We start from the raw sequence: 16,880 nt of genomic DNA, 5'->3' as shown, positions 1-16,880 counted from the left end.
ACTTTCCTGAAATTCAGGTGCACTAGTGCTCTTCATTTGCTCGTTGAGCCAACTTTCCTGAAATTCAGGTGCACTAGTGCTCTTCAGCTACTCTTTCCCCCAATAAACTCTCAGCATAATTCCCATTCATTTCCACTCTCCGACAACTTTCAGCACCATCAGAGGGATTTATCCCTTTCATTTCCGCATCCAGTCCACTTTCAGCACCATCAGAGGGATTTATCCCTCTCATTTCCGCATCCAGCTTTTATTTATCCTTTCCTTTCCCCTCCCAAGCAACTTCCCGTTACGCAGCAGCGTCCCCCCTTATTCACTCACCTCATCCTCCAAAGGAGGTTGCCCTGCGCAATTTCCGCAATCGCCAAAAAACCTCCTTCAGCGAAATGAAGGAGGTCTAGTCTAACGGGATATCCAGCTAGCTTATATTACAGTTTGTTAGATACTATCGCGAAGCAGGAACAATCTACTCAATTACTTAAACACCGGCTCGCGGAACTGGGCGAGCTTTGCGGCGGAATCCTTTTCGACATCAGCATGCAGGCTGTTGCCGTGCGCATCCATGGTGACGATCGCTGCGAAGCCGTCCACCTGCAAATGCCACATGGCTTCAGGAATACCGAATTCCATGAAGTCTACCGCGTTGACCTTCTTGATACATTCTGCGTAATACTGTGCTGCACCGCCGATTGCATTGAGGTAGACTGCGCCGTGCTCACCTAAGGCTTGGAGGGTCTTGGGTCCCATACCGCCTTTGCCGATTACGGCGCGGATACCGAATTTTTTGATAATATCGCCTTGATACGGCTCCTCGCGGATACTGGTCGTCGGGCCAGCCGCCTTCACATGCCAGCCTTCTTCATCCTTCAGCATGACCGGGCCACAGTGATAGATGACGGCACCGTTCAGATCGACAGGGGTGTCGTGATCCATGAGGTATTTGTGTAGGGCATCGCGGCCGGTGTGCATCTCGCCGGAGAGAATAACCACATCACCGACGCGCAAGCTGCGGATATCCTCCTCGCTGATCGGTGTGCTCAGGCGGATCTCACGCGAGCCGCTGGAGCCAACGGAAGCTGCTCCTGCCGATTCGGATACTGCCCTATTCCCTGAGACGGCCGCATCCGAAGCTGCTTCAACCGTACCGGATACAATAGCCGGTGCCGCAGGAATCGTAGCATCCTCTGGCACCACGCCGGAAGCTGTCCCTTCTGCCGCTGCTACACCCACAGGTTCAGCAACAGGCTGCGGTGCTGCTTCCCCCTCAACGGATATCCCGGTGCCGCTCTCATACAGCCATTCCTGAATGTCACCGGTAGCCGGATGGACCAGAATGCCCTGACGGCGGAAGGCCCAGCAGTTATAGGCCACAGAGACGAAAAAGCTGGCTGGCAGCCGGTTCATCACTCCGATTTTGCAGCCCAGCAGCGTCACTTCACCGCCGAAGCCCATCGTGCCGATTCCGAGCTTGTTGGCATTCTCCATAATGTAATTCTCCAGCTTGCCCAAATCTTCAACAGGATTCACATCCTCGACCTTGCGGAACAGCTGCTTCTTCGCCAGCTCATAGCCCGTGGTACGGTCGCCGCCAATACCTACGCCAATGAACCCTGCGCTACAGCCTTGGCCCTGCGCCTGGTACACGGAATGCAGAATGCACTTGCGGATACCGTCGAGGTCGCGTCCGGCTTTGCCGAGTCCCTCCAGTTCTGCCGGAAGGCTGTACTGGATGTTCTTATTCTCGCAGCCGCCGCCCTTCAGGATCAGCCGGACATCAATGCTCTCTTCCTCCCACTGCTCGAAGTGAATCACCGGAGTGCCTGCCCCCAGATTATCCCCGCTGTTCTCGCCTGTTAGCGAATCCACGGAATTGGGACGCAGTTTCCCGTTCTTCGTAGCACGGATAATTGCGCTGTGAATATCCTTCTTCATCTCTATCTGATTCACGCCCACCGGCGTATGGATTATAAAAGTCGGCATCCCCGTATCCTGGCAGATCGGCGATATTTGCTGCTCCGCCATCCCGATATTCTGCGCTATCGTGGTTAGTGCCAGTCCGGAGCGTGTCGCCCGGTCTTCCAGCGCCCGCCCTCTGGCTACCGCCCGGCGTACATCACCCGGCAGGTTCGTGGAGGTCTCTACAATCAAATTATAAATGCTCTCTTCAAAATGCTGCATCTTCATTCAGTCTCCTCTCCATCTGGTTCAAGCGGCCCTAACTCTGGTACAATTAGTTACTATAATAGCACATTAAGCTGCTCATGAAAGGGGTTACCTCAAAATTGAACTACCATTTCTCTGCCTATCTCTACCGGCTGCAATATATCCAGCGCTGGAGCCTCATGCGCAGCACCGCCCCGGAGAACGTGGCGCAGCATTCGTTCCAGGTCGCCCTGCTGGCGCACATGCTGTGCACCATCGGCAATGCCCATTTCGGCCGGTCGCTGAACGCCGACCGTGCATCCACGATGGCGCTGTTCCACGACGCCACCGAGGTCTTCACCGGCGACATCGCCACGCCGGTGAAGCATAACAACTCGCGTCTGCTGTCGAGCTTCCGCGAGATGGAGCAGGTGGCCGCCGACAGGCTGGCGGCCATGATCCCGCCGGAGCTGAGCGCAGTCTACGCGCCGCTCCTGCAGCCGCACACCAGCCCGCCCGGCTCCGAAGATGCCGGACTGCTCCGCTACGTCAAGGCAGCGGATGTGCTTGACGCTTACCTGAAATGCGTCTGGGAGGTCGCCGCAGGCAACCGTGAATTCGCCGCCGCCCGGGAGCAGACTGCCGCGAAGCTGCATGTGCTGGAGATGCCTGAGATGGCATATTTCCTTGAACACATGGCTCCGGGCTTCGAGATGTCGCTAGACGAGCTGTCCTCCAGTGCGAGTCAGGTTCAGTCTGCCGGGCAGCCCGAACCTATAGAGTAAATAGAGTACGGCATTCGCATAGCGTTGGCTCCCAGCGTTGGCTGGAACACTAACGTGTGAACAATGCGAATACCTTATACCGCTCTTAAGCAGAAGCTCATTTATCCATCTGACTGCATTCTGACCGCGTCCAGTGTCAGCCCTGAGGAGCGCACATTCAGTCCATGTAGCATTGCTACGGCACATTGCGATTGTGCTCAGTTTTTCGCATACATCGGGCCCACACGCCTTAGTGGTAGAAGGAGAAGTCAGCACGCGTAGCCTACAACGCTTATACAATACAAATAACCCGCCATGAGCGGGTTATTTGCGTATGGTCAGGTTACGTTAAGCACGGTTAGTCTGGTCAGATAAGTTAAGCACGGTTAGTCTGGTCAGTTTAGCTTGCTTCGGTTAGTCTGTTCAAGTTGCTTGGTTAGCCTGATCAGTTTAAGTGACATCCAGTTTGGTCACATCAAGCTAAGCCAAATCAGCTTGCCTACCTCAAGCCAAGCGGCTCGGACAGGATATCCCAGTCCTTGAATACCGGCTGGAGTCTTTGCGAGCGCAGCATCTCGGCCATCTCAGCCACGCTACGGTTGTCCGATATTTCAAACTGCGGGGTGCCCCCTTCGAGGGAATGTCCGCCCACTTCGGTGGATACCCCTGCGGACATCTTCGTGATGCCGAGCTGGACCAGATGATCGCGCAGAGCGGCAGGCTCGCGTGTGGACAGTGAGATGCCGGAGCGCGGCAGGAATAGGCGGTACGCCAGGATGATCTGCACCAGCGCACGGTCGGTAACATCGCTTGCGGGGTTGAATTCGCCTAAGTAAGGCCGGAATCTGGGAGTAGACAGGCCGATTTCGCATTCCGGGTACTTGTCCTGCAGATACCTCGCGTGCAGGGCCGTTGCCAGCGCCTCCTGGCGCCATTCGTACATGCCGAGCAAGGCTCCGATATTTATTGAACGAAAGCCAGCTTGACAGCCCCGTTCGGGAGCATCCAGCCGGTTGCGGTAGACGCGTTTGGGTCCTTTTACATGCAGCGCACGATAAGTCTCCTGGTGGTAGACCTCCTGATAGAGCGTTAAGCCGTCCACGCCGGCTTCTCTGAGTTCTGCATATTCAGCTGTCGAGAGCGGATTCACTTCAATGCTGACGGAGGAAAAATAGCGGCGCAGCACATTCACGCAGTCCCTCACATAACCGGCCGGACTATCCCTCCGGGATTCTCCGGTCAGGATCAGAATGTGGCGCAGGCCCGTGGCTGCGATGGTCTCTGCTTCCCGGGCGACCTCCTCCAGCGTCAGTTTTTTGCGCGGAAAATCATACATAGAACTGAAGCTGCAATACGTGCAGTGATTCACGCAAAAATCTGCAAGATACATCGGGGTAAACAGCTGCATCACATGGCCGAAATGCGTACGCGTTAACCGGTGCGCCTTCTGCGCCATCTCCTCCAGATAAGGCTCCGCTGCCGGTGACAACAAGGCCATTAGCCCTTCTTCATCCACCTGCTCTGCACGAAGCGCGCGCTTCACATCCTCTGCCGTATACCGGCTCCATAGCGTCCCGTAAGGAAGCTGTTCCAACCGGGTCATCGTCTCATAAAAGCTCATAGCCGTTCCTCTCCTCCCTAATCCATCTGTCAGGCCAAGAACCCGGTCAACGGTGAAGAGGCTGCCGCCGTCTCCTCCACAGGCCCCAGTCCGGCGAGATAAGCTTTGCGCCCTGCGGATACCGCTTCACGAAAAGCTTCTGCCATCAGCAGCGGATCTGAGGCGGTAGCAATCGCTGTATTAAGCAGGACCGCTGCGGCCCCCATCTCCATCGCCTCAGCCGCCTCGGATGGTCTGCCGATTCCGGCATCCACGATCACCGGCAGATCCATCTCGGAGATCAGAATCCGGATCAGCTCCTTGGTCTGCAGCCCGCGGTTGGACCCGATCGGCGCTCCCAGCGGCATTACGGCTGCGGCCCCCGCTGCCTTCAGCCGCAGAGCGGCGGACAGATCAGGACTCATGTACGGAAGCACCACGAAGCCCTCTGCTGCAAGGATCTCGGTCGCCCGGATGGTCTCCATGTTATCCGGCAGCAAATATTTCTGGTCGTTGATGACCTCAATCTTCACCCAGTTCCCCAGTCCCGCCGATCTCGCCAGCCGGGCAATCCGTACTGCTTCCTCTGCGGTGCGCGCACCAGAGGTATTAGGCAGTAAGGTCATATGGGAAGGAATATGGCTGACAATATTGTCACTGCTCTCCGGGTCCACCCGGCGCAGGGCAACGGTAATGACCTGTGAGCCTGATCGCGTAATCACCTTGGGAATGAGGGTGTTACGGCTGTATTTTCCGGTGCCAATGAACAGTCTGCTGGTTAGAGTCACTCCGCCAATCATCAATGGATCTTGCATATTAACGCCTCCTGGGGTAAGTCTTCGTGTTTAGCCTCCGCCTACAAAATGAACCAGCTCCACCCGGTCCCCTTCGCTGAGCAGTGTGTCTCCGTAAGCCTCTCTGCCGGCAAGCTCACCGTTCAGCTCGACAATCACCAGCTTACCGGCCCACTCAGGCCGGGCCAGCAGATCCGCCAGTGTCCGGCAGCTCTCTTCGAACCTCTGTGGCATCCCGTTAACGGTCACAATCATGCCTGTTCACCTCCTGCTGTGCCCTCTACTTGATCCATATCATGCATTACAAGACTGCTCTGCCGCCCTGTGAACCGCTTCCCTGTAGGCCAAGGCCGCTCCCATCGGGTCTGGAGCTCCGCAGATTCCCGACATGACAGCAATGCCAGCCGCCCCTTGGGCCAGCACCGCTCCGGCATTGCCCGGGGTAATCCCTCCGAGCGCAATCAGCGGTATGCGGCACCAGCGGACAGCCTCTGCCAGCTGCTCCAGTCCCCGTGCCTGCTGTCCGGGCTTGCAAGCCGTAGGGAACACATGCCCGTAGAGGCAGAAGTCTGCTCCCTGCCTTCCAGCCTCCGCCGCCACTTCCGGCGAGTGTACCGATCTGCCGATCCGCAGGCCCGGTGCAAGGCCGCGTACTGCGGCTGGCGGAAGGCTATGCCAGGCTAACTGTACACCTCCTGCCCCGGCGGCCAGGGCAACATCGATCCGGTCATTAATGACCAGCTTCGAAGGCGGCACCCCGGCCTGAAGCATCTGCTGCGCTGCCGCCAGCAGTTCCCGGGCGGACATGGCTTTTTCCCGGAGATGGATATAATCCACCATAGAATGCACCGCCACGGCCCATTCAGCCAGCGCTTCAGGCTGCAGCCGCCCGTCCGAGACCGCATGAATCTCGTACAATACCCTTCTCCTCCTGTCTGTTCCAGCTCAATCTACACCACAACACAACACAAAAAAGACCGCTCCCCGTAAAGGAAGCAGTCTGGAATAGAAGCTGGAATACCGGTACTCACCGTGTACCCCCGCTGCAATATTCGTTCTCCACTTCCCTACGCTGGTATAAACCAGATCAGGTTCAAAGGGTCCGGACAACTACGCCCGTCTCAGCCTTGCGGCACCCCTAGTGATCGTTCTATGCTATTGTTTGGCCTTGCTTTTTGTATATTAGCATATTATTCCTGTCAGGGCTATACCTGCCTCGTCTCTCGTCTCACAAAAGCCAGCCTCCCGGCTGGCTTCTCCACATTTGCTAAGCAAATAGTGTATTAGTATGGTCACGCTGCTTCTTATCCGTTGACAACCTCGCCGCCGTTCACATGCATCACCTGTCCGCTCACATAGGAGGAATCGTCCGAGGCCAGGTATACATAAGCCGGTGCCAGCTCTTCAGGCTGTCCCGGGCGCTTCATCGGCTGGGTGCCGCCGAACTCACTGACCTTCTTCGCGTCAAAGGTGGACGGAATCAGCGGGGTCCAGATTGGTCCGGGCGCTACCGCATTCACGCGGATGCCCTTATCGGCCAGATTCATCGACAGCGAACGGGTGAAGCTGAGAATCGCTCCCTTGGTGGACGAATAGTCCAGCAGCTGCGGGCTGCCGCGATACGCCGTGATGGAGGTGGTGTTAATGATCGTAGAGCCTTTTGTAAGATGAGGCATGGCTGCTTTGGTCAGATAGAACATGGAGAAAATATTCGTCCGGAACGTACGCTCCAGCTGCTCCGCTGAGATGTCCTCAATATGGTCCTGCGGATGCTGCTCCGCCGCATTGTTGATCAGGATGTCGAGCTTACCGAGTCCTTCAACGGTTTGACGAATCAGGCTTTGACAGAAGCATTCGTCCCCGATGTCCCCGGCGATCAGAATGCATTTTCTGCCCTCTTGTTCCACCTGGCGCTTGGTCTCTTCCGCATCCTCATGCTCGTTCAAATAGGAGATTACCACATCCGCGCCCTCCTTGGCAAAATGAACGGCAACCGCACGCCCGATCCCGCTATCGCCTCCCGTAATGAGCGCGGCCTTGCCCAGCAGCTTGCCTGCTGCCTTGTACGCCGGTGTCTCAAACTCCGGGAGCGGGTTCATCTCACTCTCAATTCCGGGGCGTTGATCCTGTACCTGCGGCGGCAGGGTTTTAACAGGTTGTTTGTTAGTGTCTGGCATAATCCATTCTCCTTTCGCTATCCACAGTAATGTTGATTGATCATGTTAGCATGGCTTAAGGTCTGGTGTTTATGCATCAGGCAGTGTGCCTGCTTGGCTGTACGTTATGTTACTTACCACACCTGGCAGCCGCCCAAACAGCCAATCTTCATTCACCGGCACCTATAGCGGAACGATAGTCCGGTAAGCAACGAACGTTTCCAAAAAGAATATTATCTATATCCGCCAGGGGGAATGTCCTATACTTTGTGAGGAACGACAACTACCTTTAACTGAAGGGACGCTACTATCATGGGGAATGAGCGCATCTTGCTGACGAACGGAACTGTAATCGATGGAACCGGACGGCCGCCGCTGCATCATACAAGCATTGAGATTGTTAATGGCCGCTTCGGCACCATAACACAACATAGTAATATTCACGGGAGAACCGGGTATGACTCCGCAACAACAGTGATCGACCTAGAGGGTCTGTTCATTGTGCCGGGGTTTATTCACACCCATGCCCATACCAGCTTCAAGTACATACAGAATAAGCCGCTGCACGGATATCATACGGAATATTTGGCCGCGTGCCTTGCAGAAGGAATGACTACGATCCGCGATGAAGGAATGACTACGGCAGCATCGATTGACGATGTAGTCACTCAGACGCAGCAATTGGAGAGCGGTGCTTTTCCCAGAATTCTTACATCCGGCAAGGTATTCACTGCTCCAGGCGGTTACGGTGGTCAGGAGCCTATCGGGGTAGGGAGTGCGGATGAGGCGCGGCTTAAGGTCCGTGAAGTCTTGGGACAAGGAATACATTTCATCAAAACAGCGCTGGAAGACGGCTACGATTCCGCCACCGCCGGACTCCCCCAGCTGAATCAGGAGATTCTCGAAGCGATCTGCCAGGAGGCCCGAAGCATGGGCGCTTACGTATCTGCTCATGTTACAAGTGCACGCAATCTTCAGATTCTGGTGGATGCAGGGATCAGTGATGCTGCGCATATGGTCTACGACCGGCTGGACGATCAACTGATCCGGCAAATGGTGAGCGTGAGCATCCGTATCGTCCCCACGCTCACCGTACTCCAGATGTTCCAGGACAAATTCGGTGCGCCGCTGCTGGAGCAAGGGCTGGATAATGTCCGGAGATTTATTCAGGCAGGCGGGGAGATTGGACTGGGGGATGATTTTATCGAAGAAGCTCCTCCGTGGTACAGAGCCGGTATGCCGTGGAAGGAGATCCAGCTGTTAGGCCAAGCCGGCCTCTCCCCGATGCAGATTATTATGGCCGCCACTTCATCCGGTGCCAAGATCTGTAGGCTGGATCATGAACTCGGTACCATTGAGACAGGCAAGAGGGCCGATCTGTTGGTCGTCGGGGGAGATCCGCTGGCGGATATTAACAACCTGCGTCAGGTCAACTGGGTAATGAAAGACGGCAAGATCGTATCGAAGTCATACTAACAGGAGGTTTACAAAATGAATGCAAGAATCATACTATCTCCTGTCACCCCGGACGATATCGATTTCATCACAGATCTGGAAACTAACAACTCGCTCTGGCCCTTCGAGGATATGATTCCAACCGACAAGGAGGCAGTCCGGAAGACTGTGGAGGAACGAATCCATAGCGATTGGCACAAACAATTCGTGATCCGGCTCGCCTCCCCGGAAGCAACCCCTGTAGGGGAAGTGCATATACACTGGTATGTAAAAGAGCGCGAGAGCTGGGAGCTGGGCTACAGCCTTTTCCCTGAATACCGGGGGCAAGGCTACTGCACTGAAGCAGCGCAGCTGGCCTTGAAGCTTGCTTTTGAAGAATGGAAGGCCCACAGAGTCGTGGCTATGTGCAATGAATACAATACCTCATCCATCCAGGTGCTGGACAGGTTAGGCATGGTCCGCGAAGGCGTATTCCGGGAAGAAATACACTGGAACAACCAGTGGGTCAACCAATACTTTTATGCAATGCTGGACCGGGAGTACCTGGGGCGTAACGGGATATAGATCTATGCAGAGCAGCAATGCTGATCCTAATGCTATTCACAACGCCCCTTAGAAGAGAGCAGCCCTTCATTCAGAATTCTATTCATCTTCTTTTACGATTACATCCAGAACCCTGCCTGCTCCCGTAACCTTCGTTGATGTATTCAGAATAGCCTGAGTAACCGTTGTCCCTCCATCCAGCTCCATCTTAAGTCCTGATGCAGAGGCAGCGGTCTTGACCGTGCGTATGGAGCCTTTTTGCAGGTGGAGGTTGGGGCCATCGGCTTCAATGTTCACGTCTCCGAAATTGCCATTAAGTGTCACTACGAGCCCGGCTGCAATGCCGGATGGCAGATCAATATCTGTGAACCCGGCTCCGGTACCCTCCCCCTCCTCCAGAATCACACTAGATTGTACCGACACCGTCTTCACCGATGTTGCACCTTCAGTTACCAGGCGGGCAGTTCCACTCTTCTTCTGCACAATCACTTGGTTCAAGGTTGTGTTCTTGAGCTGCACTGAGGGATCTCCGCTTCCCTGTATGATGACCTTGCCCAACACTTCAACACTGTCCAAGTCCACCTCTCCGTTGCCAATTCCCTCTTCCAAGACCAGGTCTCCAAATATCTTAAGATTCTGCAGCAGCACATCATAGCCGGATACGGTGACATTGTTATAGTATTTGATGGCTCCCGGCTCAAAGCTTCCCAGCCCCTCAGAACGGCTGATATTTACACTCTGCAAGCCGCCGCTTGTGACGTTGTAGTAATCCAGCAGTGCAATCGCTTCGGCCCGGGTCATCGCTTGTTTTGGAGCAAACCGTCCGTCCGGGTATCCCCTCATTCCTCCGGCGTTAATCATAGCAGCGACATCGGCTTGGCTCCAGCCTGCAATCTGATCCTTATCGCTGAACCGGGATAATACCTCCGTGCTCCCCGTCTCATAATACAGCATTCTGCTCACCATAATCGCCGCCTCCTGGCGCAGAACGGGATCGCCCGGACGAATCGTGCCTCCGTAACCCTTGATGATGCCCGCTTCGAGTGCTTTAGAGATTTCTTCGTATGCCCAGTCCGTCTTAGGCAGATCGCTGAAATCAGCCTTCCCCTTGCTCTCCGCCGTTAGCCCGGCCAACCTGTTCATTAACGCGATAAATTCCGCTCTAGTGATCGCCTGATCCGGCCGCACTGACCCGTCCGCGAATCCCGTCAGCCATCCCTTTTCAAGCCAGCGGCTAATCGGCTTCTGCGCCCAGTGTCCTTCATAATCGGTTGCCGCATACATAAGCCCGCCTGAACCCAGCAGCAAGCCCAGACTTAGCCCCACCGTTACTAATTTCCTTCCTATCATTACTGCGCACGCTCCTATGTATGTGATGGAAATAGCCCTGGAGGCAGAAGCCTCCAGAGCTGTTAGCGCCACACTGCCCATCCGGCAGCAGGCTATTTAGATAATTGTGTTGTACACCATGAAAAAGATCATGACGACCAGCGAGACCATCAGCAGCAGACTCATGGTACGGATCTTGGCAGTCTCCGCAGAGACATCACGGTTCTCTCTCATGCCTGCCGCAGCGAGGCGCAAGGGCTTGGTCATAATCCCGCCGAACGCGAACATAGCCAGCAGAAGCACCGTAACAATGATCATCCAAGGTACAGAATACTCGCCCTTAGTCATCATGTAGCCGCCGGTCAGCAGCTGAATCACCAGCCCGTATTGGGCAAAGCGGTTGAATCCGCCGATTGCACTGAGCGTGCCTTCCTTCGCCGGGGAGGACAGCTTAGCCGTCCCGCTTAAGATAAACGGCAGCACCAGATAGAAGCCAAGTGCCAGCGTCCCGATCATATGCAGAAAAAAGAAAACATGACCCATCGTAATCTCCTCCAATTTCAATTTGAGGGGCTCCGGCAAATTGCCGGGGTTAGCCTCCACCATCTGAACCAGGGATGCTGCGGGAGCATAATATGTACTGCCGTTGCCAGCACCTCGCCCGGATTCTCAAGCTGGGGAATGTCAAGCAGCCTAACCTGATGATAGTCTACAGGCGGCTACATAGATATAAGCTACACGGATGTGCAGCTTATATCTGTAGTATTTACCGGCCAGGTCTGCTTACAGATGGTTGATGATCTCGTCAGCAAAAGCAGAGCATTTCAGCTCGGTCGCGCCTTCCATCTGGCGGGCAAAGTCATAGGTAACCGTCTTGTTGTTAATCGCCGTACTCATTCCCTTGTAGATCAGGTCAGCCGCTTCCTGCCAGCCCAGATGCTCAAGCAGCATGACGCCGGAGAGGATAACAGAACCCGGATTCACTACATCCTTGTCTGCATACTTAGGTGCCGTACCGTGTGTAGCTTCAAAAATAGCATGTCCCGTAAGATAGTTAATATTCGCTCCCGGAGCAATACCGATCCCGCCGATCTGGGCAGCCAGTGCGTCGGAGAGATAGTCACCGTTCAGGTTCAGCGTCGCAATGACATCGAAGTCTGTCGGGCGGGTCAATACCTGCTGCAGCGCAATATCCGCAATGGCATCCTTGACGATGACCTTGCCTGCTGCTTCAGCTTCCTTCTGGGCAGCATTCGCAGCTGCTTCACCGTCGCGTTCCTTGATGACATCGTACTGGTTCCAGGTGAAGACCTTGTCGCCGAACTCTTGTTCAGCCACTTCATAGCCCCAGTTCTTAAAGGCGCCTTCAGTGAATTTCATGATGTTGCCTTTGTGTACCAGGGTCACGCTCTTGCGTCCGTGCTTGATCGCATACTCTACTGCTGAACGAACAAGGCGCTTCGAGCCTTCCTCGGATACAGGCTTAATACCGATACCGGATGTTTCCGGGAAGCGGATTTTGTTCACGCCCATTTCCTTCTGCAGGAATTCGATTACCTTCTTGACTTCGGCAGAGCCTTCCTGATATTCGATACCAGCATAGATATCCTCAGTGTTCTCACGGAAAATAACCATATCCACCAGCTCAGGATGCTTCACCGGAGAAGGAACGCCGTCGAAGTAGCGCACCGGGCGCAGACATACATACAGGTCAAGCTCCTGGCGCAGCGCTACGTTCAGGGAGCGGATACCTCCTCCGATTGGAGTGGTCAGCGGGCCTTTGATTGCCACAATGTACTCGCGGATCGCTTCCAGCGTGTCGTTCGGCAGCCATTCACCATATGTATTGAAGGCCTTCTCGCCGGCAAACACTTCGTACCACGCAATTTTCTTCTTACCGCCGTAGGCTTTCTCTACAGCTGCATCCAGCACCCGCTTGGAGGCTTTCCAAATGTCACGGCCTGTCCCGTCACCCTCGATGAATGGAATGATCGGCTGATCCGGAACCAGCAGCTTGCCGTCTTCGATTGTAATTTGTTCGCCTTCTGTGGGCAGATCGTATTGTTCCAGTTTCAACATTGGTAGATATTCCTCCTAAAAGTATGATGTATAAGCATTCATATCATTCATTGTACTAAAGGGGTAGAGCAGCCTGCAAGGGCCGCCCTCCCTGCCGCCCTGTTATCGCTCGTCTACAGGGACGTACTTCATGTCTGACATGCCTGTATATTCCGCACGCGGACGGATGATACGGTTGTCTTCGTACTGCTCCAGAATGTGCGCCGTCCAGCCCGAAGTGCGGCTGATGGCGAAGATAGGGGTGAACAGCTCCCGTTCAATCCCCAGCTGTGTGTAGACTGATGCCGAATAGAAGTCGACGTTCGGCTTCAGCCCCTTTTGGCTGGTGATCAGCTCTTCTACCTTGACAGACATATCATAGAGACTGGTGTCATTCTTCATCGTGCCCAGCTCGCTGGACATCTTCATCAGATGCTTAGCGCGCGGGTCGCCGTTCTTATAGACACGGTGTCCGAAGCCCATAATCTTCTCCTTGCGCTCCAGCTTGCCCTGAATATACGGCTCAACTGCCTCCAGACTGCCGATCTCCTCCAGCATCTTCATGACGGCTTCATTTGCCCCACCATGCAGCGGCCCCTTAAGCGCACCGATCGCCGAGGTCACACCGGAATAGATGTCGGACAAGGTCGCAACCGTTACCCGCCCGGCAAAAGTCGAAGCATTCAGCTCATGGTCAGCATGCAGCACAAGTGCCGTATCCAGCGCCTTGACGGATACCGCATCCGGCTCTTTGCCCCACAGCATATAGAGGAAGTTCTCGGCGATGGTCAGGCCCGCCTTGGGGGCTACCGGCTCCAGGCCTTTGCGGATGCGCGCCAGTGCGGCAACTACGGTCGGAATCTGCGCCTGCAGCTTCAGCGCCTTGGTCTGGTTCGCTTCCTTGCTCATATCATCGGCGGCTTTGTCGTACAGCGCCAGACTCGATACGGCAGAGCGCAAAGCGGCCATGGTGTTGGCTTCCTTGGGATACAGCTTCATTTGAGTGAGCACCTGCTCCGGGATCGCAGCATGAGCGCTGAGCTCGCGCCGCAGAGCTTCAAGCTCCGGCACCGTCGGCAGACTGCCGAACCACAGCAAATAAGCAGTCTCCTCAAATGTGGCATGGTCCGCAAGATCGTCAATATCATAGCCGCGGTAAGTGAGCACTCCATCTACGATAGAGCTGATTGAGGAGGTCGTTGCAACAATGCCTTCAAGTCCTTTAGTAGCTGTCATAGTATCTCTCTCCTTTGCCAACAAGAGTGTATAGTGCCGCTTCAAACCTCATGTAAACATTTACATTTCCAAGTATTTCAACTCTCTCTGAAAAAACTTCAGAACCGGCTCAGAAGATTGCAACTAAATTTCTGCTCTTTAACCTTTAATTATCATACCGGATTTTGACGGTTATGTGAACAACGTGGAAGCTTTGCAGGACATCAAATGATTTTATCGGAGGGATAGAAAAAAACGAACGCAAAATCTGTTTCATGAACCGGCTTCCAGGTTATGGATATGCCCGCCGTCTGAGCTTTTCTACCGCTGCTAGTCTTTTCACACCCCCTATGAATATATATAAGACGAGCCGTTATTTCTGGAATCCGCCAGAGTAGGAGGGACCGAAGATCGATACACTTGTGCTTAAAAGAATGCTGCGCGGCCTCTGGGTCGTGCTTGCCGCCGCCCTGATTCTGCTGGCCGTATATGTACTGCTGCCGCTTCTATACCCCCTGCTGATCGCCTGGCTGCTGGCTTATCTCATGCACCCGCTGGTCCTGATCCTGAAGGGGATGAAGCTCCCCGGCTGGCTCGCCGTATCCCTCTCGCTGCTCTTCTACATCGGAGGCATCGCTCTTGTACTGACCGCACTCATCACAAGGCTGGTCAAAGAGCTGATCGGGCTGCTCCAGACCTTCGATCTTCATACCGATCAATGGCGGGAGCTGCTGCTGTCCCTGAGCCGCAATGCCAGCATTCAGAATATTATTAACCAAATCAACCAGTTTTACCACGACAACCCGGGCTATCATGCCACCATTGACAGCAATATCAACCGGACCACTGAAACAGTCGGTCAAGCTGTGACGCAGATGATTACCGGATTCTTCAATATCATCCTGAAGCTGATCTCCTCACTGCCGAGCCTCGGCACCATTCTGATTGTTATCGTATTAGCCGCCTTCTTCCTCAGCACCGGCTGGGAACGGCATAATGCCAAGCTGACCGCCCTGCTCCCGGCTCCGCTGATGAGACCGGTCTCGGAAATCTGGAAGGATCTGCGCAAGGCGCTGTTCGGCTACATCCGCGCCCAGCTAGTGCTAATCTCCGTAACGGCGGTAATTGTGATCATCGGCCTGCTGCTGCTGGGCGTCAAATCAGCCTTCGCCATCGGCCTGACCATTGGCATCGTCGATCTGATTCCTTATCTGGGCGTCGGTATCGTCATTCTGCCCTGGGCCTTGTATTCGTACATGACCGGGAACATGGCGCTGGCCATCGGACTGCTGGTGCTCTACGGCATCATCCTGATCACCCGCCAGGTGCTGGAACCCAAAGTACTCGCCAGCAGCATCGGCGTCGATCCGCTTGCCATGCTGATCGGCATGTTCGCCGGCCTTCAGCTGATGGGCATGCTCGGGCTGATCCTCGGCCCGGTGCTGCTCGTTATTCTTGATGCGTTCTCCCGCGCCGGCGTATTCCGCGCCCTGCGCAGCTATATCCTCAGCGGCAGGCTGCATTAGTGGGCAGGGTTCGAAACTAATTGAGCATAGCGAATCATTAGCGATAAGTGTAGTCTGTGCAACTAAAAGCAGCGAAACGGAAAGCTATCCTCTTCTAACTGTAGTTTGTACAACTGTATTTGTCCAAAGGGGCAAAAATCCAGGTATAGAGGCATTTTAATTGTACGAAATACAGCAAAACAGAGATTCGGCGGTATATCCGGCGATTTAATTGTATAGTCTGCAATTAAGCCTACCTCTTACATCCTAATCAGGGCGTGATAAACCCTCAGTAAGCAATTTTTAAAAATAATTCTCACACTTTTAAATCTGATGCGCTATTAGTTGGATAAACGTATCTTATTGGGGAGATTTCAGAGCTTTTTGGAGTAGCAGTTGGAAAAACGTCACTTAATTTTACGATCATCCGCCCCCTGGGAAAAATTGCAGTCTAATAAGTGTTGTTTTTCCAACTATACCTGAGAGTGCCTCTTGCGAACATCAGTAAGTGTACAATATCCAACTGTTTCCGTCCGTTACTGCTCTTCCCTCACCACTCCCTAACGCCAAAAAGGCATCCAGCCGCAGCACCCTGCAACTGAACACCTTCTGACAAACCCGATTACTCCATAGTGCTCCTAAGTAACCTTACCACTGCTTAATACTCCATAGCACTCTTTACTATTCCTTACAAGTCCTTCATACCGCCAGCAACCGCCAGCCTGCTCTAGCTCTCTACCCGACTACCTGCGGTAGAAGGTGAACGTGCCGTTTTTCATCTTCTTCTCGATCCATTTCAGCAGAAAAACCCGGTAGAGCGGCCGGGTCAGCGGAAATACCAGAGTAAAGCCGATCAGATCCGTGACAAATCCAGGCAGAATCAGCAGCAGACCGCCGAAGAAAATACATAAGCCGTCCAGCATGGTCCGTCCGGGCACCCGTCCCTCCTGCATATGTGTTCTGCTGTCCTGCAGTACCTTCTTGCCCTCGAACCGCATCATTAGCAAACCGATGACTGAAGTAGCCAGCATGATCAGCAGTGTCTTGGGCGCTCCAAGAAAACTTGAGACATAGATGAAACCGAATAATTCCACGGCCGGGACTGCAAATAAGGCGGCCCACAGCCATTTGTTCCTGATCATACTGCTCCTCCTTCTTCCTTACATTAACGCTATTCTTCTTCGTTCAGCGCAGCCAGGAGGGCCTGGAACAGCTCAGGCTGTGCCCTGTCGATCCGCACAGGCCTCCATTCCCCGTTCAGCCAGACATGGCTCGTCGAGCCGCTGACCAGAAGCTCGCCAGCGGTCCGCTCCTGCCCTTCC

General features: G+C 54.3%; 15 protein-coding genes and 1 riboswitch. Of the genes, 4 read left to right on the top strand and 11 right to left on the bottom strand.

Annotation, left to right across the window (positions count from 1 at the left end):
- Positions 1–471: 471 nt before the first annotated feature.
- A complete protein-coding gene (locus C162_RS17290; RefSeq protein WP_036695950.1) occupies positions 472–2,175 on the bottom strand; it encodes a fumarate hydratase in 1,704 nt (567 codons plus the stop codon).
- A 104-nt stretch (positions 2,176–2,279) separates the two neighbouring features.
- On the opposite strand from C162_RS17290, the gene yfbR reads away from it, so the two are divergent.
- A complete protein-coding gene (gene yfbR / locus C162_RS17285) occupies positions 2,280–2,924 on the top strand; it encodes a 5'-deoxynucleotidase (protein ID WP_083677796.1) in 645 nt (214 codons plus the stop codon).
- Positions 2,925–3,402: 478 nt separating this feature from the next.
- Here yfbR and thiH read toward each other — a convergent pair whose 3' ends face one another.
- The 5 genes from thiH to C162_RS17260 form a co-directional block, all read right to left on the bottom strand.
- The gene (gene thiH, locus C162_RS17280; RefSeq protein ID WP_036695851.1) at positions 3,403–4,524 is read right to left on the bottom strand and encodes a 2-iminoacetate synthase ThiH; all 1,122 of its coding nucleotides are present in this window, start codon (positions 4,522–4,524) and stop codon (positions 3,403–3,405) included.
- Positions 4,525–4,553: 29 nt separating this feature from the next.
- Positions 4,554–5,318 carry a thiazole synthase gene (locus C162_RS17275; protein ID WP_036695849.1) on the bottom strand — a complete coding sequence of 255 codons (765 nt, stop codon included), beginning with the start codon at positions 5,316–5,318 and terminating at the stop codon, positions 4,554–4,556.
- A 30-nt stretch (positions 5,319–5,348) separates the two neighbouring features.
- A complete protein-coding gene (gene thiS, locus C162_RS17270; protein ID WP_036695846.1) occupies positions 5,349–5,552 on the bottom strand; it encodes a sulfur carrier protein ThiS in 204 nt (67 codons plus the stop codon).
- A 39-nt stretch (positions 5,553–5,591) separates the two neighbouring features.
- Positions 5,592–6,215, bottom strand: coding sequence for a thiamine phosphate synthase (locus C162_RS17265; RefSeq protein WP_036695844.1), 624 nt, complete (start codon positions 6,213–6,215; stop codon positions 5,592–5,594).
- Between the two features lie 129 nt (positions 6,216–6,344).
- Positions 6,345–6,447, bottom strand: a riboswitch (TPP riboswitch).
- Between the two features lie 154 nt (positions 6,448–6,601).
- Positions 6,602–7,474: an SDR family oxidoreductase gene (locus C162_RS17260; protein ID WP_036695842.1), complete on the bottom strand. Its 873-nt coding sequence runs from the start codon at positions 7,472–7,474 to the stop codon at positions 6,602–6,604.
- Between the two features lie 291 nt (positions 7,475–7,765).
- Between C162_RS17260 and C162_RS17255 the strand changes: the two genes are divergently transcribed.
- Together C162_RS17255 and C162_RS17250 are read left to right on the top strand one after the other, a co-directional pair.
- Complete coding sequence (locus C162_RS17255) at positions 7,766–8,929, top strand: amidohydrolase family protein (protein ID WP_036695839.1); 1,164 nt, start codon at positions 7,766–7,768, stop codon at positions 8,927–8,929.
- Between the two features lie 15 nt (positions 8,930–8,944).
- Positions 8,945–9,472 carry a GNAT family N-acetyltransferase gene (locus C162_RS17250; RefSeq protein ID WP_036695838.1) on the top strand — a complete coding sequence of 176 codons (528 nt, stop codon included), beginning with the start codon at positions 8,945–8,947 and terminating at the stop codon, positions 9,470–9,472.
- 78 nt (positions 9,473–9,550) lie between these two features.
- Here the strand turns inward: C162_RS17250 and C162_RS17245 are convergent, their stop codons facing one another.
- The 4 genes from C162_RS17245 to citZ all read right to left on the bottom strand — a co-directional run bounded on the left by C162_RS17245 (position 9,551) and on the right by citZ (position 14,074).
- The gene (locus tag C162_RS17245; RefSeq protein WP_036695836.1) at positions 9,551–10,801 is read right to left on the bottom strand and encodes an S-layer homology domain-containing protein; all 1,251 of its coding nucleotides are present in this window, start codon (positions 10,799–10,801) and stop codon (positions 9,551–9,553) included.
- A 96-nt stretch (positions 10,802–10,897) separates the two neighbouring features.
- The gene (locus tag C162_RS17240; RefSeq protein WP_036695834.1) at positions 10,898–11,323 is read right to left on the bottom strand and encodes a hypothetical protein; all 426 of its coding nucleotides are present in this window, start codon (positions 11,321–11,323) and stop codon (positions 10,898–10,900) included.
- A 240-nt stretch (positions 11,324–11,563) separates the two neighbouring features.
- Positions 11,564–12,859 carry an NADP-dependent isocitrate dehydrogenase gene (gene icd, locus C162_RS17235; RefSeq protein ID WP_036695832.1) on the bottom strand — a complete coding sequence of 432 codons (1,296 nt, stop codon included), beginning with the start codon at positions 12,857–12,859 and terminating at the stop codon, positions 11,564–11,566.
- Positions 12,860–12,961: 102 nt separating this feature from the next.
- Positions 12,962–14,074: a citrate synthase gene (gene citZ / locus C162_RS17230; protein WP_036695829.1), complete on the bottom strand. Its 1,113-nt coding sequence runs from the start codon at positions 14,072–14,074 to the stop codon at positions 12,962–12,964.
- Positions 14,075–14,463: 389 nt separating this feature from the next.
- Between citZ and ytvI the strand changes: the two genes are divergently transcribed.
- Positions 14,464–15,579 (top strand): sporulation integral membrane protein YtvI, encoded by a 1,116-nt coding sequence (gene ytvI / locus C162_RS17225; protein WP_036695827.1) that lies wholly within the window; start codon positions 14,464–14,466, stop codon positions 15,577–15,579.
- 722 nt (positions 15,580–16,301) lie between these two features.
- Here the strand turns inward: ytvI and C162_RS17220 are convergent.
- Positions 16,302–16,700: an FxsA family protein gene (locus C162_RS17220; RefSeq protein WP_036695825.1), complete on the bottom strand. Its 399-nt coding sequence runs from the start codon at positions 16,698–16,700 to the stop codon at positions 16,302–16,304.
- Between the last annotated feature and the right edge of the window lie 180 nt (positions 16,701–16,880).

The organism is Paenibacillus sp. FSL R7-269, assembly GCF_000517865.1.
Classification (GTDB): Bacteria; Bacillota; Bacilli; order Paenibacillales; family Paenibacillaceae; genus Paenibacillus_AQ.
This window is presented reverse-complemented; position numbering and strand designations above follow the sequence as displayed.

Coding starts and splice junctions, on each gene's coding strand:
- C162_RS17255 (WP_036695839.1), top strand. CDS start 7,766: ATGGGGAATGAGCGCATCTTGCTGACGAACGGAACTGTAATCGATGGA.
- thiH (WP_036695851.1), bottom strand. CDS start 4,524: ATGAGCTTTTATGAGACGATGACCCGGTTGGAACAGCTTCCTTACGGG.
- C162_RS17245 (WP_036695836.1), bottom strand. CDS start 10,801: ATGATAGGAAGGAAATTAGTAACGGTGGGGCTAAGTCTGGGCTTGCTG.
- C162_RS17260 (WP_036695842.1), bottom strand. CDS start 7,474: ATGCCAGACACTAACAAACAACCTGTTAAAACCCTGCCGCCGCAGGTA.
- citZ (WP_036695829.1), bottom strand. CDS start 14,074: ATGACAGCTACTAAAGGACTTGAAGGCATTGTTGCAACGACCTCCTCA.
- thiS (WP_036695846.1), bottom strand. CDS start 5,552: ATGATTGTGACCGTTAACGGGATGCCACAGAGGTTCGAAGAGAGCTGC.
- C162_RS17290 (WP_036695950.1), bottom strand. CDS start 2,175: ATGCAGCATTTTGAAGAGAGCATTTATAATTTGATTGTAGAGACCTCC.
- icd (WP_036695832.1), bottom strand. CDS start 12,859: ATGTTGAAACTGGAACAATACGATCTGCCCACAGAAGGCGAACAAATT.
- C162_RS17250 (WP_036695838.1), top strand. CDS start 8,945: ATGAATGCAAGAATCATACTATCTCCTGTCACCCCGGACGATATCGAT.
- C162_RS17275 (WP_036695849.1), bottom strand. CDS start 5,318: ATGCAAGATCCATTGATGATTGGCGGAGTGACTCTAACCAGCAGACTG.
- C162_RS17240 (WP_036695834.1), bottom strand. CDS start 11,323: ATGGGTCATGTTTTCTTTTTTCTGCATATGATCGGGACGCTGGCACTT.
- C162_RS17220 (WP_036695825.1), bottom strand. CDS start 16,700: ATGATCAGGAACAAATGGCTGTGGGCCGCCTTATTTGCAGTCCCGGCC.